Origin of the sequence: Micrococcus sp. HOU01, assembly GCF_035609305.1 — a bacterium.
Taxonomy (GTDB): Bacteria; Actinomycetota; Actinomycetes; order Actinomycetales; family Micrococcaceae; genus Micrococcus; species Micrococcus luteus.
Genome location: NZ_CP141211.1, coordinates 1,070,216 through 1,094,774, shown reverse-complemented (window position 1 = coordinate 1,094,774; position 24,559 = coordinate 1,070,216). Strand labels below are relative to the sequence as shown.

General features: G+C 75.2%; 21 protein-coding genes. 7 read left to right on the top strand and 14 right to left on the bottom strand.

The window, feature by feature from the left end; all coding sequences use genetic code 11:
- Nucleotides 1-51 precede the first annotated feature (51 nt).
- The 12 genes from secA to SOY78_RS05065 form a co-directional block, all read right to left on the bottom strand.
- Nucleotides 52-2,787, bottom strand: a complete 2,736-nt coding sequence (gene secA, locus SOY78_RS05120; RefSeq protein ID WP_324701888.1) for a preprotein translocase subunit SecA — start codon at nucleotides 2,785-2,787, stop codon at nucleotides 52-54.
- A 174-nt stretch (nucleotides 2,788-2,961) separates the two neighbouring features.
- Nucleotides 2,962-3,639: a ribosome hibernation-promoting factor, HPF/YfiA family gene (gene hpf, locus SOY78_RS05115; RefSeq protein ID WP_060973936.1), complete on the bottom strand. Its 678-nt coding sequence runs from the start codon at nucleotides 3,637-3,639 to the stop codon at nucleotides 2,962-2,964.
- A 149-nt stretch (nucleotides 3,640-3,788) separates the two neighbouring features.
- Entirely contained in the window at nucleotides 3,789-4,091 is a 303-nt protein-coding gene (locus tag SOY78_RS05110; protein ID WP_324701887.1) for a phosphoribosyltransferase family protein, read from the bottom strand.
- Nucleotides 4,092-4,696: 605 nt separating this feature from the next.
- Entirely contained in the window at nucleotides 4,697-6,442 is a 1,746-nt protein-coding gene (locus SOY78_RS05105) for an LpqB family beta-propeller domain-containing protein (protein ID WP_182488666.1), read from the bottom strand.
- Entirely contained in the window at nucleotides 6,439-8,379 is a 1,941-nt protein-coding gene (gene mtrB / locus SOY78_RS05100; protein WP_324701886.1) for an MtrAB system histidine kinase MtrB, read from the bottom strand. Before mtrB ends, SOY78_RS05105 begins: the two co-directional genes overlap by 4 nt.
- Nucleotides 8,380-8,383: 4 nt before the next feature.
- Nucleotides 8,384-9,064 carry an MtrAB system response regulator MtrA gene (mtrA, locus tag SOY78_RS05095; protein WP_061867002.1) on the bottom strand — a complete coding sequence of 227 codons (681 nt, stop codon included), beginning with the start codon at nucleotides 9,062-9,064 and terminating at the stop codon, nucleotides 8,384-8,386.
- Nucleotides 9,065-9,216: 152 nt separating this feature from the next.
- Nucleotides 9,217-10,332, bottom strand: a complete 1,116-nt coding sequence (locus SOY78_RS05090; RefSeq protein ID WP_182488664.1) for a hypothetical protein — start codon at nucleotides 10,330-10,332, stop codon at nucleotides 9,217-9,219.
- Entirely contained in the window at nucleotides 10,325-10,714 is a 390-nt protein-coding gene (locus SOY78_RS05085; protein ID WP_002854878.1) for a chorismate mutase, read from the bottom strand. Before SOY78_RS05085 ends, SOY78_RS05090 begins: the two co-directional genes overlap by 8 nt.
- A gap of 9 nt (nucleotides 10,715-10,723) precedes the next feature.
- Complete coding sequence (gene mnmA, locus SOY78_RS05080) at nucleotides 10,724-11,860, bottom strand: tRNA 2-thiouridine(34) synthase MnmA (RefSeq protein WP_324701885.1); 1,137 nt, start codon at nucleotides 11,858-11,860, stop codon at nucleotides 10,724-10,726.
- Nucleotides 11,861-11,899: 39 nt separating this feature from the next.
- Nucleotides 11,900-13,102, bottom strand: a complete 1,203-nt coding sequence (locus tag SOY78_RS05075; protein ID WP_182488663.1) for a cysteine desulfurase family protein — start codon at nucleotides 13,100-13,102, stop codon at nucleotides 11,900-11,902.
- A 37-nt stretch (nucleotides 13,103-13,139) separates the two neighbouring features.
- A complete protein-coding gene (locus SOY78_RS05070) occupies nucleotides 13,140-13,829 on the bottom strand; it encodes a potassium channel family protein (RefSeq protein WP_036315984.1) in 690 nt (229 codons plus the stop codon).
- Nucleotides 13,822-15,117 carry a TrkH family potassium uptake protein gene (locus tag SOY78_RS05065; RefSeq protein WP_036315982.1) on the bottom strand — a complete coding sequence of 432 codons (1,296 nt, stop codon included), beginning with the start codon at nucleotides 15,115-15,117 and terminating at the stop codon, nucleotides 13,822-13,824. Before SOY78_RS05065 ends, SOY78_RS05070 begins: the two co-directional genes overlap by 8 nt.
- A 128-nt stretch (nucleotides 15,118-15,245) precedes the next feature.
- On the opposite strand from SOY78_RS05065, the gene folP reads away from it, so the two are divergent.
- Genes folP through SOY78_RS11765 form a run of 6 tightly spaced genes read left to right on the top strand, consistent with a single transcriptional unit; the run spans nucleotide 15,246 to nucleotide 20,014 of the window.
- Nucleotides 15,246-16,238: a dihydropteroate synthase gene (gene folP, locus SOY78_RS05060; protein WP_036315981.1), complete on the top strand. Its 993-nt coding sequence runs from the start codon at nucleotides 15,246-15,248 to the stop codon at nucleotides 16,236-16,238.
- On the top strand, nucleotides 16,235-17,026 hold the full coding sequence (locus tag SOY78_RS05055) for a pyrimidine reductase family protein (RefSeq protein WP_036315978.1): 792 nt from the start codon (nucleotides 16,235-16,237) through the stop codon (nucleotides 17,024-17,026). Before folP ends, SOY78_RS05055 begins: the two co-directional genes overlap by 4 nt.
- A complete protein-coding gene (locus SOY78_RS05050; RefSeq protein WP_063189526.1) occupies nucleotides 17,023-17,976 on the top strand; it encodes a J domain-containing protein in 954 nt (317 codons plus the stop codon). Before SOY78_RS05055 ends, SOY78_RS05050 begins: the two co-directional genes overlap by 4 nt.
- A 40-nt stretch (nucleotides 17,977-18,016) precedes the next feature.
- On the top strand, nucleotides 18,017-18,577 hold the full coding sequence (locus tag SOY78_RS05045) for a tRNA (cytidine(34)-2'-O)-methyltransferase (protein ID WP_044659766.1): 561 nt from the start codon (nucleotides 18,017-18,019) through the stop codon (nucleotides 18,575-18,577).
- 7 nt (nucleotides 18,578-18,584) lie between these two features.
- Nucleotides 18,585-19,544: a hypothetical protein gene (locus SOY78_RS11770; RefSeq protein WP_416383417.1), complete on the top strand. Its 960-nt coding sequence runs from the start codon at nucleotides 18,585-18,587 to the stop codon at nucleotides 19,542-19,544.
- A complete protein-coding gene (locus tag SOY78_RS11765; protein ID WP_416383416.1) occupies nucleotides 19,541-20,014 on the top strand; it encodes an anti-sigma factor in 474 nt (157 codons plus the stop codon). The genes SOY78_RS11770 and SOY78_RS11765 overlap by 4 nt, the downstream gene beginning before the upstream one ends.
- A gap of 21 nt (nucleotides 20,015-20,035) precedes the next feature.
- Here SOY78_RS11765 and SOY78_RS05035 read toward each other — a convergent pair whose 3' ends face one another.
- Both SOY78_RS05035 and SOY78_RS05030 read right to left on the bottom strand, forming a co-directional pair.
- Entirely contained in the window at nucleotides 20,036-20,815 is a 780-nt protein-coding gene (locus tag SOY78_RS05035; RefSeq protein ID WP_036383465.1) for a PIG-L deacetylase family protein, read from the bottom strand.
- Nucleotides 20,812-22,080 carry a S1C family serine protease gene (locus SOY78_RS05030; RefSeq protein ID WP_245245378.1) on the bottom strand — a complete coding sequence of 423 codons (1,269 nt, stop codon included), beginning with the start codon at nucleotides 22,078-22,080 and terminating at the stop codon, nucleotides 20,812-20,814. The genes SOY78_RS05035 and SOY78_RS05030 overlap by 4 nt, the downstream gene beginning before the upstream one ends.
- Nucleotides 22,081-22,338: 258 nt before the next feature.
- On the opposite strand from SOY78_RS05030, the gene SOY78_RS05025 reads away from it, so the two are divergent.
- Nucleotides 22,339-24,462, top strand: a complete 2,124-nt coding sequence (locus SOY78_RS05025; RefSeq protein WP_036384621.1) for a TPM domain-containing protein — start codon at nucleotides 22,339-22,341, stop codon at nucleotides 24,460-24,462.
- Nucleotides 24,463-24,559 lie beyond the last annotated feature (97 nt).

The window sequence follows — 24,559 nt, the reverse complement described above, 5'->3', positions numbered from 1 at the left end:
GGAGACCTGGAGGTCTGCGGGCCCTCGTCCTGCGTCGTGACGGGGCGCCGGTCAGCCGCGGCGGCCGCGGCGCTCCGCCTGACGGCGGGAGCGGCGGTTCGTGCCCGCCGCGACCGTGGCGCCGGAGTCCGTGCCGCTGCGGGTGACCGCGCTCTGCCCGTCCTCGGACGGACCGGTGAAACGCAGCTGCGCCGGCTGCTGCGGGGCGTCGATACCCTCCACGGAGATCTGCGGTGCCATCGTCACAGCGCGGGCGTCCTGGACGCCGGGCAGCGACGTCGACGCGGGGGCCGCACTGATCTGCGCCTGGAACAGCGTGCGCACGGCGTCCTCGCGGATGGCGGCGAGCATGTTCTGGAACATCGTGTAGCCCTCGCGCTGGTACTCCACGAGGGGCTCGCGCTGGGCCATCGCGCGCAGCCCGATGCCCTCCTTGAGGTAGTCCATCTCGTAGAGATGCTCCTGCCAGCGGCGCCCGATGGTGGCGAGCACCACGCGACGCTCCGCCTCCCGCAGCGCCTCGGACCCCACCTGCGCCTCCCGGTCCTCGTACGCCAGGAGCGCATCGGAGACGAGTTCGCGCTTGAGGACCTCGGCCGTGAGCCGGCCCCGGCCGCCGACCTCGTCGAGGACGTCCTCCTGCGAGATGCCCACGGGGTAGAGCTCTGCCAGGTCCCGCCACAGCTGGTCGAGGTCCCAGTCGGTGGCGTGGCCCTCCTCGGTGGCCGCGTCCACGATGTTCCCGACGGCGTCCTCCACGAAGCGGCGCACCCGGTCCTGCAGGTCCTCCCCCTCGAGGATGGAACGGCGGTCCGTGTAGATGGCCTCGCGCTGGCGGTTCATCACGTCGTCGTACTTGAGCACGTTCTTGCGCTGCTCGGCGTTGCGCCCCTCGACCTGCGCCTGCGCGTTCTGGATCGCCTTCGAGACGAAGCCGAACTCGAGCGCCATGTCGTCCGGGATCGACGGGCTGTTCATGATCCGCTGGGCCACGCCCGGGTTGAAGTTGCGCATGAGCTCGTCCGTGAGGGAGAGGTAGAACCGGGACTCGCCCGGGTCGCCCTGACGGCCGGAACAACCGCGCAGCTGGTTGTCGATGCGGCGCGAGTCGTGGCGCTCGGTGCCCACCACGTACAGGCCGCCGGCCTCGATGACCGCGCGGTGCGCGTCCTCCACGGCGGCCTCGGCCTGCGCCAGCACCTCGGGCCAGCGGGCCTCGTACGCCTCCGGGTCCTCGGCGGCGTCGAGGCCCAGCTCCTGCATGCGGGCCACCGCCGTGAACTCGGCGTTGCCGCCGAGCATGATGTCGGTGCCGCGGCCGGCCATGTTGGTGGCCACGGTGACGGCGCCCGGGCGGCCGGCCTGCGCCACGATGGCGGCCTCGCGGGCGTGGTTCTTCGCGTTCAGGACCTCGTGGCGGACGCCGCGCTTGGCCAGCAGCGTGGAGAGGTACTCGGACTTCTCCACCGAGGTGGTGCCCACCAGGACCGGTTGGCCCTTCGCGTGCCGCTCGGCGATGTCGTCGACGACGGCGTCGAACTTGACCTTCTCGTTCTTGTACACCACGTCGTTGCGGTCCACACGCTGTGGCTCCCGGTTCGGCGGGATCACGACGACGCCGAGGCCGTAGGTCGACGTGAACTCGGCGGCCTCCGTCTCGGCGGTGCCCGTCATGCCGGCGAGCTTCTCGTAGCCGCGGAAGTAGTTCTGCAGGGTCACCGTGGCCAGCGTCTGGTTCTCGGGCTTGACCTCGACGCCCTCCTTGGCCTCGATGGCCTGGTGGAGCCCCTCGTTGTAGCGGCGTCCCTTGAGCACGCGGCCCGTGTGCTCGTCGACGATCTGCACCTCGCCGTCGAGGACCACGTAGTCCTTGTCCCGCTTGAACAGCTCCTTGGCCTTGACCGCGTTGTTCAGGAACTGGATGAGCGTGGTGTTCTGCGTCTCGTACAGGTTCGTGATGCCGAGGTGGTCCTCGACCTTCTCGATGCCGGGGCCGAGGATGCCGACGGTGCGCTTCTTGTGGTCCACCTCGTAGTCCGTGTCCGCCTCGAGGCGGCGCACCAGCCGGGCGAACTCGCCGTACCACCGGTTGGCCTCTCCCTGGGCGGGGCCGGAGATGATCAGCGGGGTGCGGGCCTCGTCGATGAGGATCGAGTCCACCTCGTCGACGATCGCGTAGTGGTGCTCACGCTGCACGAGCTCGTCGAGGGACCAGGCCATGTTGTCCCGGAGGAAGTCGAAGCCGAACTCGTTGTTCGTGCCGTAGGTGATGTCCGCGGCGTACTGCTCGCGGCGTACGGCCGGGGTCTGGCCCGCCACGATGACGCCCGTCTGCATGCCGAGGAAGCGGAACACGCGGCCCATGAGGTCGGCCTGGTAGGAGGCGAGGAAGTCGTTGACCGTCACCACGTGCACGCCCCTGCCGGACAGCGCGTTGAGGTAGGCCGGGGCGGTGGCCACGAGGGTCTTGCCCTCGCCGGTCTTCATCTCCGCGATGTTGCCCTGGTGCAGCGCGATGCCGCCGAGCAGCTGGACGTCGTAGTGCCGCTGGCCGAGCGTGCGTCCCGCGGCCTCCCGGACCGCGGCGAACGCCTCCGGCAGGAGCAGGTCCAACAACTCGCCGTCCGCATGCCGGGCCCGGAGCGTGTCCGTCTCGGCACGCAGCTCCGCATCGCTGAGCGCCCGGAAGTCATCCTCGAGGAGGTTCACGGCGTCCACCGTGGCCTGCATGCGCTTGAGGACGCGGTTGTCCGAGATCTTCAGGACGCGGTCGATGATCGAAGGCACTGGTTCTCTGCTCCCTTGCGGTGTGGCCGGGGCGGGACGGGATGCCCCTCGCGCTCGGCCGTGGCGCGGTCTCCGGGACAGTGTACGGGCCGAGTCCGGACGGGCCGCGGCGCCCGTCCCGGAGGGGACGGGCGCCGCGGCGTCAGCAGGTCGTGGTCGACGTCGGCGGGGCGGTCAGTCCTCGCGCGCCTGGTAGGCCCGCTCCCCCTCGGAGGCGGAGACGTGATCCTGCGGGAGGGACTCGTCCAGGCGGATCACGCCGTAGCTCCAGCCCCGGCGGCGGTAGACCACGGAGGGCACGCCGGTCTCGGCGTTCTGGAAGAGGAAGAAGTCATGGCCCACCAGCTCCATCGCGTCCACGGCCTCGTCCACGCTCATGGGGGTCGCGGGGAACGCCTTCTGGCGGATGCGCACCGGGGTGCCCACCTCGGGGGCGTCCTGCTCGGCGGCCTCCTCCGCGGCCAGCGCGGCACCCGACGGCGGCAGCGGCGGCACGAATCCGACCTCGCCCGCGCCGCGGGAGGCGCCGAGCTTGCCGTGACGGCGGTCCTTGCGGCGGTCGCGCATGCGCCGCAGGCGCTCGGCCAGTCGGGTGGCGGCCTGGTCGAAGGCGACCAGCTTGTCGTCCGCGTCGGCCTCGGCCCGCACGACGTCCCGCGGGCCACGGACCGTCAGTTCCACGCGGACCGTCTCGTCCGAGTGCTTGTGGTGGGAGGACTTCGTCACGCGGACCTCGAGCGTGTCGGCGCCCTCGGCGAGCGGCTGGAGGCGCTCGGTGCGCTCGACGACGTGGTCGCGGAAGCTCTCCGGGAGCCTGAGGTTGCGGGCGATGTAGCTGACATCCATGGTCATGGCGTCCTCCTGGTCCGACTCTCACGGGTCCGGCCTCGGGAGGGGAGGTGCGCCTCGGTGTCGCGTCCGCAGGGCGGCGGCGGGTCCGAGGGTGCGACCTCCTTCCAGCCGTCGGCAGGACGGGAACCGTAGGGGCGATTCCGTGCCGTTCACCCTACCCGGGGGCGTGGCCGGGGGCCAGGCTCGGCGGGGTCCCGCGGCGGGGCCACGGCCGCGAGCACGACGGCCCCGACGGGGTGCCCGCCGGCGCGGCGCACCGCCTCCGCGAGCGCGGCGAGGGTGGCGCCGGTGGTGAGGACGTCGTCCACGAGCAGGACGGGCGCGCCGGCCGGCAGCCGCCCGGCGACGACGCGCCAGTCCCGGGCCCCGCCGGCGGCGCTGGCCCGCCCCGGCGCCCGCGTGGGACGGGCCGCCGCCCCGGAGCGTGCTCGCGCGGGGCAGCAGGCGCGCACGGACGGCGTCGGAGACCAGCCACGGCGCCGGCAGCGCCCGGGTGAGCTCGGCGAGCGGGTCGTAGCCACGCCGTCGGAATCCGGCCGCGCCGCCCGGGACCGGGACGAGCAGGGCGTGCGGCGCCCCGGGCAGGTCCGGCTCGAGGCGCGCCGCGGCGACGGCCCGGCACAGGGCCTCGCCCAGCACGCCGCGCAGGTGCAGCGCGTGATGGTCCTTGAACGCGAGCACGGCGGCCGCCAGCGGGTCTGCGTAGCGCCCGGCCGCCATCACCGGCAGGGGAGCGCCGCCGGGGCCCAAGGGCAAAGCCGGGGCGTCCTGCTCCGCCCGGAAGGGCCGGGACAGGACGGCGGTCAGTCCCTCCGCGCAGGCCGGGCAGAGCCGGTGACCCGGCGCGGCGCACACCGCGCACTCGGCGGGCAGGACCAGGTCGGCCAGGGCCCGACCGAGGGTGCCGAACACCGACGGCGGGGACGGGGAGGACGGCGGGGAACGCATGCAACGAGTCCACCGCACGCCGCCGCCGTCCGGGCGCCGGGGCGAGCCGCTGTGCGGGCCGGGGCGGCTGTGCAGGAGTGGACGACGGGGCGGCGGGCGCGGGCTCGGCTCAGTCGGGGAACGAGAGGTCGCGCACCCCGCGGTCGAGCTCCTGCGCCCGCCACGAGGAGCCCACCAGCAGGAACACGAGCTCCTCCGTCTCCGCGTAGTAGGCGCCGTCGTCACCGGCGGAGATCCCCCGCAGACCGCCCAGCGGGTTGAGCTCCCGGACGGTGCCGTCGATCGAGACGATCCGCGGCACCACGCGCTCGTCGGGCTTCTCGGCGTACGCCGAGACGAGCAGGTTCGTGTCTCCGGCCCACTCCACCGAGTCCTCGGAGCCGGAGGAGGGCAGCAGGATCGGCTCGGTCAGGGCGTTCGGCACCCCGTCCGAGCCGCGCACGACGCCGGACACGCGCAGGGTGGTCCGCTGGCCGTCGTCGACGAGCATCGCGGCCTGGGCCCCACTCCGCGACAACCGCAGGTCGACGATCCGCTCGCCGGGCCGCAGCCAGGTGGCCGTCACGATGCGCTCCTGCCCGCCGGGCTGGGCCGGGACGGCGCGGATCCGCGAGGTCGTCTCCCTGTCGGCCGCCCACACCCAGCCCAGGAGGTCCAGTGACGGGACGGTGAGCCCGGTGCCGCGCAGCACCTCCCGCAGGGTGCCGTCCGTGCCGGCGACGTGGACCGCCGTCCGGTCACGGGTGACGAACGCGAATCGGCTGCGGTCGCCGGACATCGTCGGGCGGACCGGATCGAGCGCGGTGACGTCCGGAGCGCCGCCCACCGGCGTGACGCTGCTCCCCTGCACGTACACGAGTCCGCCCGTCGCCGCGTCGATGCCCACCTGGACCGATCTGACGGCGGGGTCGGTCTGGACCGGGGCGGGGCCGTCGTCTCCCGACGTGGACAGCTGGGCACCGGCGACGGTCACCTCGACCTCCTTGACCGACTGGAGGCCCCTCAGGGTCAGCTCCAGCTGCTCCCGCATGCGGTGCCGCCGCTCGGCGTCGGCCCCCTCGGCGGCCGCCTGGGTGAGGTCGACGTGGGCCACGCCGTCGTCGTCGACGGGCACCGTGGGCGCGGCCAGGTCGGTGCCGGTGCGCAGCGGGAAGGCCGTCTCCACCGCCCCGGCCAGATACGGTGCCGGCCCGCGCAGCAGCGCTCGCGTCACCGCGGTCACGGTGGTGCCCCGATTGACGAACCACCGCACGTCCGGCACGATATAGCGCTTCGCGGTGTCGTAGAAGGCGAGCTCGTGCGGCGCGAACAGCTGTCCGAACTGCGCCTGGGAGAGCAGCGTGCCGTTCTCCGTGGACGTGATCCGCATGCCCTGGGGCCGTTCCTGCACGGTGACCGCCCAGGCCCGTGTGGTCCCCGGCGGCGCGACGGTCCGCAGGCCGTACTCGTCGATCTCCGAGTCGACCTCGACCTGGATCTGGTAGTCCCCGTCGCCGTCGCCCCGGGTGATGCGCGGCTCCGCCGAGTACACGAGGGTGCGCTGCCCGGGCGTCCACTGGGTGGCCGCGGGGCCGTCGAGGAACTCGCGCGCCACCGCGTAGTCGTCCTGCGGGCTCGTGCCCGCGAGCAGGAAGCCCCGGATGGCCTCCTCCGCCGTGTCCGACTCGGCGGGTCCCGGCGGATGGAACTGCGGCGCGTCGGCGGCCGCGCTGGCCCCGTCGACCGGGTCGGCGCTGCGCACTTCGGAGCTCTGGGGGATCTGGGTGCAGCCGCTGAGGGCGAGCACCAGGGCGACGATCACCGCGACGACGGCGACACGCGGCGGGCGGGGCGGCTGCGGATCCACGGTGGTCATCGGGCCTCCTCTGCCGCGTCCTCGCCGGTCCGGTCCCCGGCGGCCGGCCCGTCGGCGGGATCCCCCGGAGGGGCCACGCACACCGGCCGGGTCGGTGCGGTCAGGGCCTGCTCGGCCTGGCGCGCGGACGGTGAGGCGTCCGCGGCCGTGGCGGCGACGTCCGCGACCCTGCCGACGGCGTCGGCGTCGGCGTCCGCCTCCTGCGGGACGGGTCGGGACAGGTCATCGGCGTACCGGCGGTCCGCCGTGCTGTAGCGGGGCGGGATGGGCAGCACGGAGCGGCCGATCGGTTCCGGGGCCTCCGCGCCCTGCGCGGCCGGGCGCGGCGCCCGCGGCAGGGTCACCATGAACGTGGACCCCTCCCCCAGCTCGCCCCACGCCTCGAGCCGGCCGCCGTGCAGCCGGGTGTCCTCGGTGGCGATCGCCAGACCCAGTCCGGACCCGCCGGTGGTGCGCTTGCGTGAGGGGTCGGCCCGCCAGAACCGGTCGAACACGCGCTGCACCTGCTCGGGGCTCATGCCGATGCCGTGGTCCACGACGGCGAACGTGACGGCCTCCTCGTCGGCCGCCACGAGCACGTCCACCGGCCGGCCCTCGGCGTGCTCGATCGCGTTGTTCACCAGGTTGCGCAGGATCCGTTCGATCCGCCGCGGGTCGACCCAGGCGACGTGGCCGTCGGCGCGGTCCCGGTCCATGGGCACCACGTACACGGGCACGCCGCTCTGATCGGCCAACGGCTGAGAGGTGAGCACGACGTCGCGGGCCAGCTCGAGCATGTCCGTGGCCTCGAGGGCTGGGGTGGCGGCGCCGGCGTCGAACCGGGTGATCTCCAGCAGGTCCGCGAGCATGGCCTGGAAGCGATCGACCTGGTGGTAGAGCAGCTCGGTCGAGCGTCGGTTGACCGGGTCGAAGTCCTCGCGCGAGCCGTACAGCACGTCGGCCGCCATCCGCACGGTCGTCAGCGGCGTGCGCAGCTCATGGGAGACGTCCGAGACGAACCGCTGCTGCATCTGGGACAGCTGGGCGAGCTGGCCGATCTGGTCCTGGATGCTGTCCGCCATCCGGTTGAAGGACATGCCCAGGCGGGCCATCTCGTCCTCACCGTCGACCGGCATCCGCACGGCCAGGTTGCCGCTCGAGAGGGACTCGGCCGCCCGGGCCGCCTGCTGCACGGGCAGGGTCACACGCCGCGAGACCCACCACGAGACCAGCACGTTGATCACCAGGAATCCGACGCCGAACACCAGCAGCACCCCGAGCACCGAGTCCAGCGAGCTCTGGACGTCCGCGAGGTCGTAGACGAGGTAGAGCCCGTAGGTGGCACCCGGGGGCAGCACCACCTGGGCGCCGAACACGAGGCCGGGCCGGGTGCCGCCGCCGGGGTCCGGCAGCGCCACGCTCGCGTCGTACACGCCCGGCCCGGAGGCGACCGCGTCCTGCAGCTCCTGGGGGATCACCGCGGGATCGAGACCGGCGGAGGAGATCGTCCCCACGTACGCGGACTCGGAGCCCGGCAGCGGGGCGAGGTGGTAGCGGCGGCGGATCGTCGTGCCCGAGTCCCCCTCGAGGGCACGCAGGGTCTGGGTCACCAGCACGTCCGTGCTCTGCGCGTCCGTGGCGGTGGTCTGCGCGAACGTCTCGCGCACCTGACTCAGGCCACGGCGGGCCTCGGCCTGGACCTGCTCGTAGCGGGCCTCGAAGAGGGCCTGGGTGATCTGCTGCGTCAGGAACGCGGCGACCACGAGGCCCGCGAGGATCGAGAGCAGGGCCGCGAGCACCGCCGTGCGCAGCCGCAGGGACCGACGCCACCGGCGGCGCAGCGCACGCCACGCGGGGCCGGGGACCCACGACCGTGGGCGGCCGGCGGCGGGCTCGACCGGCTCGGCGCCGGGCTCGGCCGCCGGGGCCGCGCTCAGACCCGGGCCGGACACCGTCATGCCCTCAGCCCTGGCCGGCCTTGTACCCGACGCCGCGGACGGTCAGCACGACGCACGGGTTCTCGGGATCCGGCTCGACCTTGGAGCGCAGGCGCTGGACGTGGACGTTCACGAGCCGGGTGTCGGCCTGGTGCCGGTACCCCCAGACCTCCTCCAGCAGCATCTCGCGGGTGAAGACGTGGCGCGGCCGCCGGGCGAGGGCCACGAGGAGGTCGAACTCCAGCGGGGTGAGGGCGATGCCGACGCCGCCGCGGGTGACCTCGTGGCCCGCCACGTCGATCTCGAGGTCCCCGATGTGCAGGACCTCCGCCGGCTTGGCCTCCCCCTCACGCAGGCGGGCCCGGACGCGGGCCACGAGCTCGGCCGGCTTGAACGGCTTGGGCACGTAGTCGTCCGCACCCGACTCGAGGCCGCGCACGACGTCCGCCGTGTCCGACTTGGCCGTGAGCATCACGATCGGCACGTCCGACTCGTCTCGGATGAGCCTGCAGACCTCGATGCCGTCGATGCCGGGGAGCATGAGGTCCAGCAGCACGAGATCGGGACGCTCGCGGTGGAACGCGGGCAGTGCGGAGGTGCCGTCCGCGGCGAACGCCGGCTCGAAGCCGTCGTTGCGCAGGACGATGCCGATCATCTCGGCCAGCGCCTCGTCGTCGTCCACCACCAGGATCTTGGCCTTGCCCATCCTGACCTCCTCGTCAGCGCTCCCCCCGGCGCCGCGGGCGGGACCGGCCCCGGGCACAGGAAATTTTCAGGATCAGCCCGATGATACCCGCCGGGCGGGCCCGTCCCCGGCGGACGACGCCGGAGGTCGCCCCGGTCCGTCGGGGCGCCGGCTCAGCCGCGCAGCTCGGCGAGCCGCGCGGCCAGCTCCTCCGCGTCCCGCCGCAGAGTGCGGAGCACGGCGGGGTCGTGCGGCCCCGCCGCCGTGAGGCCGACGTCGCCCACCCGTCCGGGGTCCACCCCCAGCCGTTCCCACGTGCGGACGACGTCGACCGGGCGCACGCCCGGCTCGGGGGCCAGGGTCAGCCCGCGCCCGACGTCGGCCCAGCCGGCCGCCGCCTCCCACGCCTCGCGGGTGCCGGGCGAACCGTCCGCGCCGTCGTCGAGGGGGCCCACGCCCACCACGAGCGAGACCGGGGCCCGGGCGGGCGCGTCCGCGGCTGCGTCGGGCCTGGGCAGGGACTCTCCCGTCAGCGTCGCCAGCGCGGCGGGCCCGGGCAGCTCGGCCCCCGGGGAGGCGGCGCGGCGGCCCGGCGCGAGCCACACTCGGGCGACGTCGGGCAGGGCGGTGAGCCTGGCGAGGGCGGCGCGCCACAGTCCGCGGGCCTCCTCGCGCGGCAGCGACCGGACGGTGCGGTACCCGCTCGCGGTGGGCAGGGTCCCGGCGAGGACGGCCCCCGCCCACGGCTCGTCGACGACGACGCCGAGGCGGGCCGCCCCGGTGGCCCTCCGGAGGCGGGGCAGGGCGTCCTGCAGTCCCTCGAGATAGGACTCGGCGACGTCGCGGCGGGCGCCGTGGTCGCCGAGGACGCGCTCTCCCCCGGGCAGCCAGAGGCCGGCGAGCAGGCTGAGCGGGCCGCGCACCCGCACGGCCAGACGGTCGACGACGGCGCCCTCGGCCCCCGCGGTGTCCGCCCAGCGGTGCGCGTCCTCGCGCCAGAGGGAGACGGCGCGGCGTCGGTCGCGGCCGGAGCCGGCGGCCCCGGGCGGGCTGACCCGCCAGCCGTGCGGCTGCAGGTCGACGGCCAGCTCCTGCAGGAGGGCGGCCGAGCGGCCGGTGGCGTCGGCGCCGGGTCCGCGCTCGGGCAGCTCGGGGAGCACCGGCCAGTGGTCCGCGCCGAGCTCGCCGAGCGTGACGCGCTGCGCCTCTGCGACGTCGGTGCCGCGCCACGGCGTGCCGCCGAGGGCGACGGGGCCGGTGGCGCCGTCGTCGTGGGCGGCCTCAGTCATCCGCGTCCCCGGAGCCCGCCCCCGGCTCCGCCTCGGCGTCCGGCCGGCCCTCGGCCGCCAGCGCGCGGTGGTGGCGGATGACCTCGGCGATGATGAAGTTCAGGAACTTCTCGGCGAACGCGGGCTCGAGGTCGGCCTCGAGCGCGAGCCGGTGCAGCCGCGCGATCTGGGCGGCCTCACGCCCGGGGTCCGAGGGCGGCAGGTCGTGGCGGGCCTTCAGCGCACCGACCCGCTGCGTGAACTTGAACCGCTCGGCCAGGAGGTAGACGAGCGAGGCGTCGATGTTGTCGATGCTGCCGCGGATCGCGAAGAGCTCGTCGAGGACCGCCGGGTCCGCGGTGCCGGGCAGCGAGCTGGCGTGGGGGTCGTAGTCCGGGCTCATGGCCGAAGCCTACGCATCCGCGGGGGCGGACAGCCGGGCATTGCGGGCGGTGTCGATGGTGGCCTGGCCGAGCACGCGGGTGCCCCGGTACAGGACGGCCGTCTGACCGGGAGCCACGCCGCGCAGGGGGCGCCCCGGCTCGATCTCCCACCCCGGATGCCCCGCCGCGTCCGCGCGCTGGCGGGCGCGGGCCTCGACGATCTCGCCGTGGGCCCGGAACTGCAGCGCACAGTCGAACCAGGCGCCCGTGCGGGCTTCGGGCACCGGGGCGCCGGCCCAGGACGGGCGGATGCCGGTGATGCGGTCGACGTCGAGCAGCTCGCGCCCGCCGACGACCACGGTGTTCTCCTTCGGCCGCACCTCGAGCACGAACCGGGGCTTGCCGTCGGGCGCGGGACGGCCGATGGCCAGGCCCTTGCGCTGGCCGACCGTGAACGCCTGGGCGCCCGCGTGGGTGCCGAGCTCCTGCCCCTCCGGGTCGACGATGGGGCCGGGGGCCAGGTCGATGCGCTCGGCGAGCCAGCCGCGGGTGTCGCCGTCGGGGATGAAGCAGATGTCGTGGGAGTCCGGCTTCGCCGCCACGGACAGGCCGCGCTCGGCCGCCTCGGCGCGCACGAGCTCCTTGGACGGCGTGTCCGCGAGCGGGAAGAGGCAGTGGGCGAGCTGATCCGCGGTCAGCACGCCGAGCACGTAGGACTGGTCCTTCGCGTCGTCCGCGGCGCGGTGCAGCTCCAGCGAGCCGTCCGGACCGGGCCGCACGGCGGCGTAGTGGCCGGTGCAGACGGCGTCGAAGCCCAGCTCGAGGGCGCGCTCGAGCAGCGCCGCGAACTTGATGCGCTCGTTGCAGCGCATGCACGGGTTGGGCGTGCGGCCGGCCTTGTACTCGGCCACGAAGTTGTCCACGACGTCCTCCGCGAACCGCTCGGAGAAGTCCCACGTGTAGAAGGGGATGCCGAGCCGCTCGCACGCGCGCCACGCGTCCGAGGCGTCCTCGATGGTGCAGCAGCCACGCGAGCCGGTGCGCAGGGTGCCGGGCATGCGGGACAGGGCCAGGTGGACGCCGACGACGTCGTGCCCGGCGTCCACGGCACGCGCCGCGGCGACGGCGGAGTCGACTCCCCCGGACATGGCGGCCAGGACCTTCACGGGCGGACTCCTCTCTCGACGACGGACGGGCGCTCCAGTCTAGACGCCCGGCCCCAGCAGCGTCCGCAGCGCGTCGATGAGCGCGGCCGTCTCGGCCAGCGTCGTCGTCCGGCCGAGGGTGAACCGCTGGGTGGCCCGCGCGTCGGCCTCCGTCCGCCCCGGCAGGGCCGCGACCACGTGCGACGGCTCGGCCACCCCGGCGGTGCACGCCGACCCGGACGAGGTGTCCAGTCCGGCCATGTCGAAGGAGAACAGCAGCGCGTCCGCCGTCCGGCCCGGCACGGTGATGTGGACGTTGCCGGGCAGTCGGCGCGTCCCCGGCGACAGCGGCTCCCCCGTCGCCGGGTCGCGGTCCCGCGGCCCGGTCAGGCGCACCCCGTCCAGGGCGTCGACGGCGGCGATCACCTCGTCCCGCAGCCCGCCCAGGCGGGCGGCCTCGGCGGGCTGCTCCGCGACGGCCTCCGCCACGGCGGCCGCCAGCGCGGCGGCCAGGGCCACCGACACCGTGCCCGAGCGCAGGCGGCGTTCCTGGCCGCCGCCGTGCACGACGGCCTCCAGCGTGACGTCCCGGCGCACGAGCAGGGCGCCGACCCCCACGGGGGCGCCGACCTTGTGCCCCGAGACGGCCAGGGTCGCGGCCCCGGACGCGGCGAAGTCCACGGGCACCGCCCCGAGGGCCTGGACGGCGTCGGTGTGCAACGGGACCCCGTGGTCGGCCGCAAGCCGGGCGGCCTCGGCCACGGGCTGGACCGTGCCGATCTCGTTGTTGGCCCACATCAGCGTGGCCAGGGCGGTCCGCTCGGGCGCGGTCGCCAGCGCGGCCCCCCATGCGGCGAGGTCGACCCGCCCGTCGTCGTCGACCGGGACGAGCACCGGCTCGGCGCCCTCGTGCGCGGCGAGCCAGTCCACCACGTCGAGGACCGCGTGGTGCTCGATGCCGGTCAGCACGATCCGGGTGCGCTCCGGAGCGGCCGCGCGGCGGGCCCGGTACAGCCCCTGGATGGCGAGGTTGTCCGCCTCGGTGCCCCCGGACGTGAGGATCACCTCGGTGGGGTGCGCCCCGAGCGCCGCGGCGATGCGCTCCCGCGCCTCCTCGAGGCGCAGCTTGGCCCGGCGGCCGGAGGCGTGGAGGGAGGCCGGGTTGCCGGGCAGCGCGGCCGCCTCGGCCAGGGCCGCGAGCGCGGTGGGGCGCACCGTCGTGGTGGCGGCGTGGTCCAGGTGCACGCGGTCCGGGGTGGTCACCCGGCCAGTCTAGGAGCCGCGCCGGATGTGCCCCGGCTCAGTCCCGGGCGAGGAACCGCTCGACGTCGCGGGTCGGGCCCACCAGGAGGATCGTGTCCTCGGGCTCGAGCACGTAGTGACTCGGCGGGTAGAGCCACGTGCCGCGGCTGCGGACGGCGACCACGCGCATGCCCCGCTCCCCCGCGAGCCCGGTGGCTCGCAGGTCCCTGCCCAGCAGGCGCGACGGCGGCGTGGCCCGGACCATGGCCAGGCCCGGCTCGACCTCGACGAAGTCCTGGAAGGACGTGCTGACCAGGTGCGCCACGCGGCGGCCCATGTCCCGCTCCGGGTGGACCACGTGCTCCACGCCGAGCTGACGCAGGATCTCGCCGTGGCGGTCGTCATTGGCCTTGGCCCAGAGCTGGTGCGTCCCGAACCGCCGCATCAGCGAGACGGTGAGGATCGAGTCCGCGAGGTCGCCGCCGATGGCGACGACGACGTGGTCCATCTCGTGGACCGAGAGCTGGCGCATCGCCTCCTCGTCCGTGCTGTCCGCGCGGACGACGTGGGTCAGCCGGCCGTTGAGCGCCTGGACGGCCTCGGCATCGGCGTCGACCCCCAGCACGTGGCAGTCGGACTCCATGAGCTCGCGGGCGACCCCGGAGCCGAACCGGCCGAGCCCGAGGACGGCCACGGTGGGGCGGTCGCCCCGGCGGGGGGCGAACAGGGAACGGGTGAGATCAGCCAATGAGGGGTCTCTCCTTCGGGTACTCGAAGTGGCGGGTGCGGTCGGTCAGGGCCAGGCTGCCGGCGACGGTGGCGGGGCCGATGCGGCCGACGAACATGAGGAGCATCAGGATGCCCTGCGCGGCCGGCGGCAGCTGGGCGGTGATGCCGGTGGACAGGCCCACCGTGCTGAACGCGGACACGCACTCGAACAGGATCTGGTCGGTCGTGAACGAGGACAGGCCCATGAGCGCCATCGTGGCGACGGCGATCGCGGTCGCGGAGAGCATGATCACGGTGATCGCCTCGCGGTGCGTGGTCCGGGAGAGCCGGCGGCCGAACGCATGGACGGCGCCCTCCCCCCGGATCTCCGCGAGCACGATGAACAGCAGGACGCTCGCCGTCGTGATCTTCACGCCCGAGGCGGTGCCGGCGGGGCCGCCGCCGATGAACATGAGCACGTCGGTGGCGAAGAGCGTCACGGGGTGCATCTGCCCGTAGTCCAGGGTGTTGAAGCCGGCGGTGCGGGTCGTGACGGACTGGAAGAACGCCGCGAGCACGCGCGAGGCCGGGTCCAGACCGCCCAGGGTCCGCGGGTTGGACCACTCGAGGACGAGGTACATGAGCGTGCCGCCCACCAGCAGCACCGCGGTGCCCACGAGCACGAGCCGGACCGTGAGGTTCCACCGCTCGGGTCGGCGCAGGTCTCGCCGCAGGGTCAGCACGACCGGCAGGCCCAGGCCGCCCAAGATGATCGCCGCCGCGATCGGCAGGCAGATGAACGGGTCCGAGACGAAGCCCATGAGGTTGTCGCTGAACAGCGCGAACCCGGCGTTGTTGAATGCGGAGACCGCGTGGAAGACCCCCTGCCACAGTGCCTGGCCCGGGGACATTCCCGCGCCCAGCCAGAAGCGCAGGCTCAGCAGCAGCGCCACCGAGGCCTCGACGGCCGTGGAGTACAGGATCAGGGCCCGCAGCACCCGGGGCAGGTCCCCGATCCCCTCGGCCCGGGTGGAGGCCGCGGCGTCGAGGCGCTGGGTGAGGCCGAGCCGCCGGAGGATCACCAGCCCCAGCAGCGACGTGAACGTCATGACGCCCAGGCCACCGAGCTTGATGAGCGTGAGGATCACGAGCTGACCCAGGGGTGTCCAGAACGTCTGGGTGTCCACGACGCCGAGGCCCGTCACCGTGGTGGCGCTGGTCGCCGTGAACGCGGCCTCCAGCGGGGTGGGCGCGCGGCCCTGATACGAGGCGGGCAGCAGCAGTGCGCCGGTGCCCGTCACGATGGCGACGAGGAAGGACCCGACCACGAGCTGGGTCGGACGGATGCGGGGCCGACGCGGGCCGACCCGCGGCGACGAGGTAAATGTCACGGGAGGGAAACATAGTCCTTCCGGGGCGCACTGTCACCGTGCGGCGCCGGTGGTTGAATGGCCGGGTGCCGACCCCCTCCGTCCCGCTCGTCCACCCGGTGCACCGGTTCGCCCACCACGAGATCGACTTCCGCCGCCGGATCGTCACGATGGCCGTGGTCAACCGCACCCCGGACTCCTTCTACGACGACGGCGCCGGCGCCGTCCTGGAGGACGCCCTCGCCCAGGCCCACGCCGCGGCGGACGCCGGAGCCGAGTGGGTCGACGTCGGCGGCGTGCCGTTCGCGCCCGGGGCGGAGCTCGACCCGACCGAGGAGGCGGCGCGGGTGGTCCCCCTGATCGCGGCCCTGCGGAGCGGGGACGGGGCCGGGTCGTCCGAGGCATCGCGCCGGCTGATCCTCTCGGCGGACACGTTCCAGCCGGCCGTGGCCGAGGCGGCCCTGGCGGCGGGGGCGGACGTCGTCAACGACACCACGGGACTGTTCCACGCGGACCTGGGCCGGGTGGTGGCCGCCGCGGGCGCGCACCTCGTGGTCACCCACTCCCTCGCCCACGTGCGCGGACCCCGGGCCGTGGTCCCCCGGCCGACCTACGGCGACGTCGTCAGGGAGGTCCGCGACCACCTGCGGCGCACCGTCGACCGGGCCGTGGCGCTCGGCGTCCCCGAGGAGAGGATCATCGTGGACCCCGGCCACGATCTGAACAAGAACACCCGGCACACCCTCGAGATCACGCGGCGGCTGGACGAGATCGCCACCCTGGGGCTGCCCGTGCTGGCCGCGGTCTCGAACAAGGACTTCATCGGCGAGAGCCTGGACCGGCACCGGCACGAGCGCCTGCCCGGCTCGCTGGCCGCGGCCGCGGCCTGCGTGTACGGCGGCGCCCGGATCCTGCGCATGCACGACGCCGACGCCTCCGTCTCGGCGGCCCGCATGCTCGAGTGCGTGTTCGGGTGGCGTCAGCCGGCGCGCCTGGTCCACAACATGGGCGCGGAGAACCCGCCGCCGGACCGCAGCACCCTGGCCGGACACCGCGCCCACCGCGGGGGGCGGGCATGAGACGGCTGACCGAGACCGGCCCCGGCCTGGACGACGACGCCCTCCGCACCGCCCTCGCGGCCCCGGCGGCTGAGGACACCGGCCCCGGACCCTGGGTCCGCGTCGTGTTCATCGCCTCCGCCGACGGCGCGGCCACCCTGGACGGCCGTGCGGGCGGGCTCGGTTCCCCCGCGGACCAGCGGCTGCTCTCGCTGTCCCGGCACGACGCCGACGTCGTGCTCGTGGGGGCCGGGACCATCCGGGCCGAGGGCTACGAGGGTGCGCTGCTGTCCGAGGAGGACCGGCGTCGACGCGCGGAGGCCGGCGGGCCCGCGGACCCGCCCGTGGCCGTGGTCAGCGGCAGCCTGGACCTGGACCCGGCGTCCGCGTTCTTCACGGCCGCCCCGGTGCGCCCCTGGATCCTGACGTCCCGGGCCGCCCTCGCGGCCGAGCCGGAGCGGGCGGCGGCGCTGGCCGCGCGCGCGGACGTGCTGGCGGTCGGCGAGGAGCACGTGGACCCCCAGACCGTGGTGGCGACCCTGCACGCGCGCGGCGCCCGCGTCGTCCACTGCGAGGGCGGACCGCGCCTGTTCGGCAGCCTCGCGGCGGCCGGCCTCGTGGACGAGGTGCACCTCACCGTGGCGCCGCTGCTGGCCGGACCCGCCGCCGGCCGCGTCCTGACCGGCGAGGACGGCCCCGGCCTCCCCGCCCGGCTGCAGCTGGTCCAGGTGCTCCACGACGACGGCATGCTGTTCCTGCGCCTGCACCACGAGCGGCACGCCTCCCCCGGCCCGGACCCCACGCCGTGAGCGCGGCCGAGGAGCACCGCACCGCCTACGAGGTCCTGGGCGTGCCCCGCGACGCGACCGCCGAGGAGGTCCGGCGGGCCTACCGCCGCGCGGCCCGGGCCGCGCACCCCGACGTCGGCGGCGACCCCGCCGCCTTCCGGGCCGTGACGCGGGCGTGGGACCTCCTCGGCGACGCCGAGGCCCGGCGCCGATACGACCTCTCGCTGCCCGGCCCGGACGTCGGTCCCCGCGGCCCCCGCGCGACGGCCGGATCAGGGCGGGCGAGACCGTCGGGACGGTCCGGACCCGGCGGACGTGCCGCCCGCCCCGTGCGCTACGAGCCCCCGCCCGGCGAGGCGGAGGCGGACCCGACCGTGCTGGACCTGCCGCGATCGAGCCAACGCGTCCACGGGGCGCCGCGGCCGCGCGGGATCCTGCCGGACGAGCACCGGGTGCTGCGGCAGGCCCGCACCCTCGACGTGCTGCTGCGCCACGTGGCGGACGCGCTCCCGGCCGCCCGGGTCCTGACCGGGCTGCGGCTGGGCGGGCGCTGGGGACGGCACCTCGACGTGGACCACGCGGTGCTGTGCGGCCACCGCCTGGCGCTGATCGGCTCCGTCATGGTCCCGGAGGGGACCTACACCTGGGACGGGGCGGACCTGCGCTCCCGGGGCCGCCCCGTGGCCCCGCCGCTGCTCGGCCCCGCGATGATGGCGTGGCAGCAGGCCCTGCCCCAGGTCACCGTCGGCGGATTCGTGCACGTGATGACGGACCGCGACGCGCGGCACGCCCCCGTGATCCGCCACACGCGCGGCGCCGACGCGCCGGAGGCGCAGGCCGACCTGCTCACCGCCCCGCCCGCGCCCGGGATCGCGTTCGCGCGCGAGGTCGCGCTCTTCCTGGGCACCGGCACGGACCCGGATCTCGTGGACCGGCGCGCGCTCGGCGCGCTGGTCGGCCGGCTCCACTGAGGCACGTCCCCGCCCGGCGGCGCCCCACTAGGCTGGGCGCGTGCCCGACTCCCCCACCCCACCCCGACCGAACCCGCACGAGGGCGCCGACCGCGCCCCGGCGCCCGGCACCCCCGGCTTCCGGATCCTGCTGCTCACCCCGGAGATCCCCGGCAACACCGGCAACGCGATCCGGCTCGCCGCCCTCACGGGGGCCGAGCTGCACCTCGTGGAGCCGCTGGGCTTCGGGTTCGAGGACGCCCACCTGCGCCGCGCCGGCCTGGACTACCACGACCTCGCGGTGGTGACGGTGCACCCGGACCTCGACGCTGCGCTCGCGGCCCTCGCCCCCGCCCGTGTGCTGGCCTTCACCGCGCGCGGGTCCGTGCGGCACGACCGGGTCGCCTACCGGCCCGGCGACGTGCTGCTCTTCGGCCGCGAGTCCACCGGCCTGCCCGAGGAGGTGCTGACCGATCCGCGGGTCACCGAGACCGTCTGCCTGCCCATGCAGCCGGCCCGTCGGTCCCTGAACCTGGCGAACGCCGTCTCCATCGCCGTGTACGAGGCCTGGCGCCAGCACGACTTCGCCGGGTCCGCTGCCCGCCCCGATTCCCTAGACTGAGGCCACCATGCAGACTCCTGACGCGTCCGAGCCCCACGCCGACCGCCCCGATGACGCCGGCCAGCCCGCCCTGGACACCCTCCTGCGCCGCAGCGCCGAGGGTGACCGGGCCGCGTTCTCCGCGTTCTACGACGCCACGGTCCCGTGGGTGCACGGCCTGGCCGAAGCGATGTTCGGCCCCGGCGACGACGCCGCCGCGGCCACGGTCCGCACCTACCTGACGGCATGGGAGGAGGCGTCCGAGGCCGGCCTCGACCTGAGCGAGCAGGACGACGCGACCCACCGCGAACGCCAGGTGTTCACGTGGCTCGAGGTCCTCGCCCACCGCGTGATGACCTCGCTGCGCCGCGCCGGCGGCTCCGCGGCGGAACGTGGGCGTCGTCCCGGCCCGGCCGGCCCCGCCGCGCTGCCGGAGGACCTCATGGACCGGGTGGACCCGGACGCGTTCGAGGCCGTGCGGCTGGCCTGGCTGGGCGGCTGCACGGACCGGGAGGTCGCCGATCGGCTGGATCTGCCGGCCGACCGGGCCCGCACCCTCCTGCGCGACGGCGTCCGGCAGGTCGTCGCGGCCCGCCGCGACATCACCCAGGACGCCGCCCGGCCGTCCGCGCCGGCCCCGGCGACCGGCCCGGCCCTCGGCGCGGACGTGCGCGAGGACGTGGACGCCGGCCGCGCACTCGAGCTGGCCGACCTCTCGGCTGTGCACGCCCTCGACACGGCCGGGCACACCGCGGCCTTCTCCGCCGTGCAGCGGCGGGGCGGCGAGCTGGCCCGGTGGCGCTCCCGGGTGGACGGGGCGCGCCAGGCGGTGGCCTGGGCGTTCCGGTCCGTGACGGCCGAGCCGCCGTCGGCCCTGCTCGACGAGGTCCTGCGTCGCCTGCCCGCCCAGGACGTGGGCATGGACCTGATCGGCGACGAGTCCACCCCGCCGGCCCGCCGCGGGACCGCCTGCGCTGGCTCAAGGTGACCGCCCTCCTGCTGCTCGCGGCCCTCGTGCTCGGCATCGGCGGGTGGACGGTGTGGAGCCAGTTCACGCGACCGGGCATCGTGCACCGCATCGACCAGTCGAAGGACCTGTTCACGACCTCGGAGTACCCGGCCCAGGACGGCGGCACGGTCCAGGCGTTCCTGTCCCGGGAGCAGAACAGCGGCTACCTGACGATCAGCGGGATGCCCCAGCTGCCGGAGGGTCAGTCCTACCAGCTGTGGCTCTACCCCTCGGACGGCACGGCCCCGGCCTCGCTCGGCACGTTCGACGCCAACGGCTTCGGTGAGCCCGTCACCTTCCGGGGGCTGGACCGCTTCGCGGCGATGGGCATCTCCGTGGAGCCCAGCTCGGGCTCAGAGGTGCCGACGTCGGAGCCCGTCGTCGGCGTGGACCTCGACCGCACCGCGCAGACCGGCCCGCGCTACGGCGGGCGACCGAGCACCAACTGAGAGGTCCCGCAGGGGGAGGGTTCAGAACCCGGCGATGGTGCCCGGGCCGTTGACCGTGACCAGGTGGAACGCCTCGGCGTGGCCCGGACCGGCGGCCGGGCCGGCGGCGTGCCGGTGGTGCTCGGCCATCTGGTCGAGCACGTGCCGCCGCATCGCGTCGACGTCCGGGTGCTGGGAGAGGTGGGCGTCGAGGGCGCGCAACTTCTGCTCCGCCAGGCCCGTGACGTCCACGACCGTGTTCCGGCGCGCGGCGGGGGCGGCGTACAGCAGCAGGTTCCGGATCTTGAACGCCTCCAGCCCCTCCCCCGCGAGCTCCGGGTACGCGTACGGGTTCTCGACCGCCGGGTACGCGGCGCGCACCACGGCCTCGCCGCAGGCGAGGTGGTCCGGGTGGGCGGCCTGCATCCGCTCCCAGTCCCGCTCCGGGTGGGTGCTGAGGACGACGTCCGGGCGGACGCGGCGCATCAGGGCCACGAGCTTGCGGCGCACGCCGTGGTCCGGCTCGAGGTGTCCGTCGCGCTCGCCGAGGAAGTGGACCTCGGCGGCACCGACGACGGCGGCGGCCGCGCGCTGTTCGGCGTGCCGGCGGGCGGTCATCGCCTCGGCACCCTCCGAGTCGAAGCCGCCGGCGTCCCCGTCCGTCACGATGCACAGCTCGATGTGCAGCCCGGCCGCGCTGAAGCCGGCCAGGGTGGCGGCGGCCCCGAAGTCGAGGTCGTCCGGATGGGCGCCGACGGCCAAGACCCGGCGCCAGCCGTGGTGGGCGGCGAGCTCAGCGGGGGTGGTGAGCGTGGTGGTCACGATTGGGTGTCCTCCGTGAACGTCACCTCGGTCTTCTGCTCCGCGCCGTCGCGGAGGTAGGTGACGTCCACCGAGTCTCCCACGCGGTGCTCGCGGACGACGGCGGTGAGGGACTCGGAGTCGATCACCGCGCGGTCGCCGACGGCGGTGATCACATCGCCCTCCTTCAACCCGGCCGCGTCGGCCGCCGACCCTCCCACGACCTGCTGGACGCGGGCGCCGTCGCTGAACACGGTCCGGGCGTTCTCGCCGCCGCCCTGCACCTCGGCGGGCTCCGGGGTGACGCTGACGCCGAGCATGGCGTGCGTGGCCTCGCCGTGGTCGATCAGGTCCTGCGCGACCCGCTGGGCGTAGTCCACGGGGATGGCGAAGCCGACCCCGATGTTGCCCGCCTCGCTCTGGTCCTGGCCGGCCGAGGCGATCGCGACGTTCACGCCCACCAGGCGACCCTCGGCGTCGACGAGCGCGCCTCCGGAGTTGCCGGGGTTGATGGCCGCGTCGGTCTGCAGCACGTTGATGTACACCTCGCCCCGGGTGCCCTGCGGGGTGCCCGGCAGCTGGAAACGGTACTGGTCGGAGCCGGAGGACGAGCCGGAGCTCTCGCCCTGCGGCTCGGGCGCCTCGGAGGACGCCACCGCGATGGTCCGGTCCAGGGTGGAGATGATCCCGTCGGTCACGGTGTTCGGCAGGCCCAGGGGGGCGCCGATGGCGACGGCCTCGTCCCCGACCTTCAAATCCCCGGACCGGCCGATCTGGATGGGGGTGAGGTCCGGGGCGTCGATCTTGATGACGGCCAGGTCGGACAGCGGGTCGGTGCCCACGACGGTGGCAGCGTAGACCTCCCCGTCCGAGGTGCGCACCGTCAGCTCGGCGTCGTTGGCCTGGCCGCCGAGGGTGACCACGTGGGTGTTCGTGAGGATGTGCCCCTCCGTGTCCAGGATCGACCCGGACCCGGAGCCGGAGGCGGAGCTCGACGTCGCGGAGATGGTCACCACGGAGGGCAGCGCCGTCTTCGCGGCGTTCCCGACGGCGGTGTCCGCCACGGGCTGTCCCCCGGCCTCGGCCGAGGTGTCCGTCGCCTGCGAGGAGGAGGAGCTCGCGGCCTCGCCGCCGTCCTCCGCGACCGCGCAGCCGGAGAGCCCCACCATGAGCACGGCCGCGGCGAGCAGGCCCGCCCCGGCACGGGCGCGGGCCTGGGGCCGGGGACGCGCGACGGGGCGGGCCGTCGGCACGGGGGGCTGGGTGGGGGCGGCGGTCTGGTCCACGGGGTCCTCGCTTCGGGTCGGGCCCCGGGCGGTCGACACGGACGCCCGTCGTCTTGCGGACGTGCGCCCCGGGGCGCGTCCATGCTGACGTGGATGGCTGAACGCCGCCTGGACGTCGGCCTGACATCCGCTCCGCCGACGGTCCCGGCCGCGCCGGATCCCTGGTGCCTGCTTCCCACGCCGCCCTACACTCAACCCCAGGATCCGGCGGGTCCGCCCGGTGCGGCGGCTCGCCTCAGCCGTCGAAGGAGACCCCGCATGACCGTGTCCGCCCGTCCCGCCGACGTCGGCCGTCTGGCGCGAGCCGTGACCGCCGCGGGTCTGGGAGGCCTGGGCCTCCTGGTGGCGGCGCCCGCCGCGCACGCCGTGACGGTGCCGCCGGGCGTGTACGTGGTGGACGAGGCAGGTGTGCTCTCGACCTCCGATGAGCAGCGGCTGACCCAGGAGATCCAGGACCTGCGCCGGGACACCGGGCAGGGGCTGTACGTCGTCTACGTGGATGAGTTCAGCACGGACGCCCAGACGCTGGCCCAGGACGTGGCGCGCCAGCGCGGGCTCGGGACGAACGACTCGGTCCTGGCGATCGCGGTCGAGGACCGCGCCTATGGGCTGGACAGCGGCGGGGACGCGAACCTGCAGAACCAGGTGACGCGCACCTACGTGGGCCCGGAGCTGTCCAAGATCGGCACGGATCCCGGCTCGGCGGAATGGCTCGCGGTGGGCACCGCCGCGGTGCAGGGGCTCGACGACGCCGCCGACGGCACGCTCGACGGCACGGGGGCCAGCGGGGCGGAGTACGATCCGGCCGGCGCCCTGCCGGCCGGCACCACGGGCGGCGGGAGCACGGCCCAGGGCGCCTCCGACGGCGGCGGGGCCCTGACGGCGGTGCTCGGCGCGGGCGCGGTGGCCGCGGCCGTGGGCGGCGGCGTGCTCGTGGCCCGCAGCCGGAAGCGCACGCAGGGCGGCGCGGTCGAACGGGGCCGCACCGAGGAGGTCCGCCGCGACCCCCTCGACGAGCTCAGCGTGGAGCAGCTGCGCACTCAGGCCGGCTCGAAGCTCGTGGCCGCGGACGACGCCATCCGCTCCTCGGAGCAGGAGCTGGGCTTCGCCGAGGCGTCCTACGGGGAGAAGTCCGTGGCGACGTTCCGCGAGGACATCGACCGGGCCAAGGAGCACATGCGGGCCTCGTTCCAGCTCCAGCACCAGCTCGACGACGAGATCCCGGACACCGAGGCCGAGCAGCGCGCCTGGCTCAAGGAGATCATCCAGCGCAGCGAGGCCGTGGGTGCGGCCCTCGCGGCGCACAAGAAGGAGTTCGACTCCCTGCGCGACCTCGAGAACCAGGTGCCCGAGGCCCTGGAGCGCGTCGACGCCCGCCTGCCGGAGGCGCGGTCCCGGGTGCAGGAGTCCGAGTCGGCGATCGCCGCGCTGCACGGCCAGTACGCGGAGTCCGCCCTCGCCGAGGTCGCGGACAACGCGACGCAGGCCCGGGAGCGGCTCGAGTTCGTGGAGACCGCCGTCGCGAAGGCGCGGAGCGCGTGGGACGCCCAGGACCGCTCCACGGCGGCGCTGGCCGTGCGTGCCGCCGAGGAGGCGCTCAGCCAGGTGGACACGCTCACGGAGGCGGTGGGCAAGGCCGAGGGGTCCCTGCGGGCCATGCTGGGCAACCTGCAGACGGGCCTCGCCCAGTCCGAGCAGGACGTCGCCGAGGCCGAGGCGCTCGTGGCCAACGGGTCGAACCCCGAGCTGGCCGGCCCGGTGGCGGGGATGAAGAACGCCGTGAACGCGGTGCGCCGAGCCCTCGCGGCCGGCCGTCCGGACCCCCTGGAGCTGCTGCACCAGCTCGAGGCCGCGCACCGCCAGCTCAACACCCCGCTGGCCGGCGTCCGCGACGCTCGGGAGCAGGCCCGCCAGGCCTCCCAGGTGCTCACCTCCACGATCGCCCAGGCCCAGGCCCAGATCGACGGCACGGCCGACTTCATCGGCGCCCGTCGCGGTGCGGTGGGCTCGGAGGCCCGGACCCGGCTCGCGGAGGCCGACCACACGCTGCGTTCGGCGATCAGCCTCGGCCGCACCGACCCCGTGGCCGCCCTCCAGCAGGCGCAGCGCGCCTCCCAGCTGGCCGAGCGCGCGAGCGAGCTGGCCCGCGCGGACGTCGAGGGCTTCGGCTACGGCCCCGGCATGGGCGGCATGTACGGTGCACGCCCGCGCGCCGGAGTGGGCGGCAGCTTCGGCGGCGGCCTCGGCGGCGCGCTGCTCGGCGGCATCCTGATGAACTCGATCATGAACAGCGGCAGCTGGGGCGGCGGTGGCTTCGGCGGGTTCGACGGCGGCGGCCTCGGCGGCGGCGACTTCGGCGACATCTCCGGCGGCGGCTTCTGACCGCCGCCCCATGAACTCCGGCGCCTCGGGCGCCGGCCCGGCCCGCAGGAGCGGGACGGGGTGGACGCAGGCCGACGGTCTGCGCTGACGTGAAAGA

Coding starts and splice junctions, on each gene's coding strand:
- hpf (WP_060973936.1), bottom strand. CDS start 3,639: ATGACCATGGATGTCAGCTACATCGCCCGCAACCTCAGGCTCCCGGAG.
- SOY78_RS05105 (WP_182488666.1), bottom strand. CDS start 6,442: ATGACCACCGTGGATCCGCAGCCGCCCCGCCCGCCGCGTGTCGCCGTC.
- mtrB (WP_324701886.1), bottom strand. CDS start 8,379: ATGACGGTGTCCGGCCCGGGTCTGAGCGCGGCCCCGGCGGCCGAGCCC.
- mtrA (WP_061867002.1), bottom strand. CDS start 9,064: ATGGGCAAGGCCAAGATCCTGGTGGTGGACGACGACGAGGCGCTGGCC.
- SOY78_RS05090 (WP_182488664.1), bottom strand. CDS start 10,332: ATGACTGAGGCCGCCCACGACGACGGCGCCACCGGCCCCGTCGCCCTC.
- SOY78_RS05085 (WP_002854878.1), bottom strand. CDS start 10,714: ATGAGCCCGGACTACGACCCCCACGCCAGCTCGCTGCCCGGCACCGCG.
- SOY78_RS05055 (WP_036315978.1), top strand. CDS start 16,235: ATGAGACGGCTGACCGAGACCGGCCCCGGCCTGGACGACGACGCCCTC.
- SOY78_RS11770 (WP_416383417.1), top strand. CDS start 18,585: ATGCAGACTCCTGACGCGTCCGAGCCCCACGCCGACCGCCCCGATGAC.
- SOY78_RS05025 (WP_036384621.1), top strand. CDS start 22,339: ATGACCGTGTCCGCCCGTCCCGCCGACGTCGGCCGTCTGGCGCGAGCC.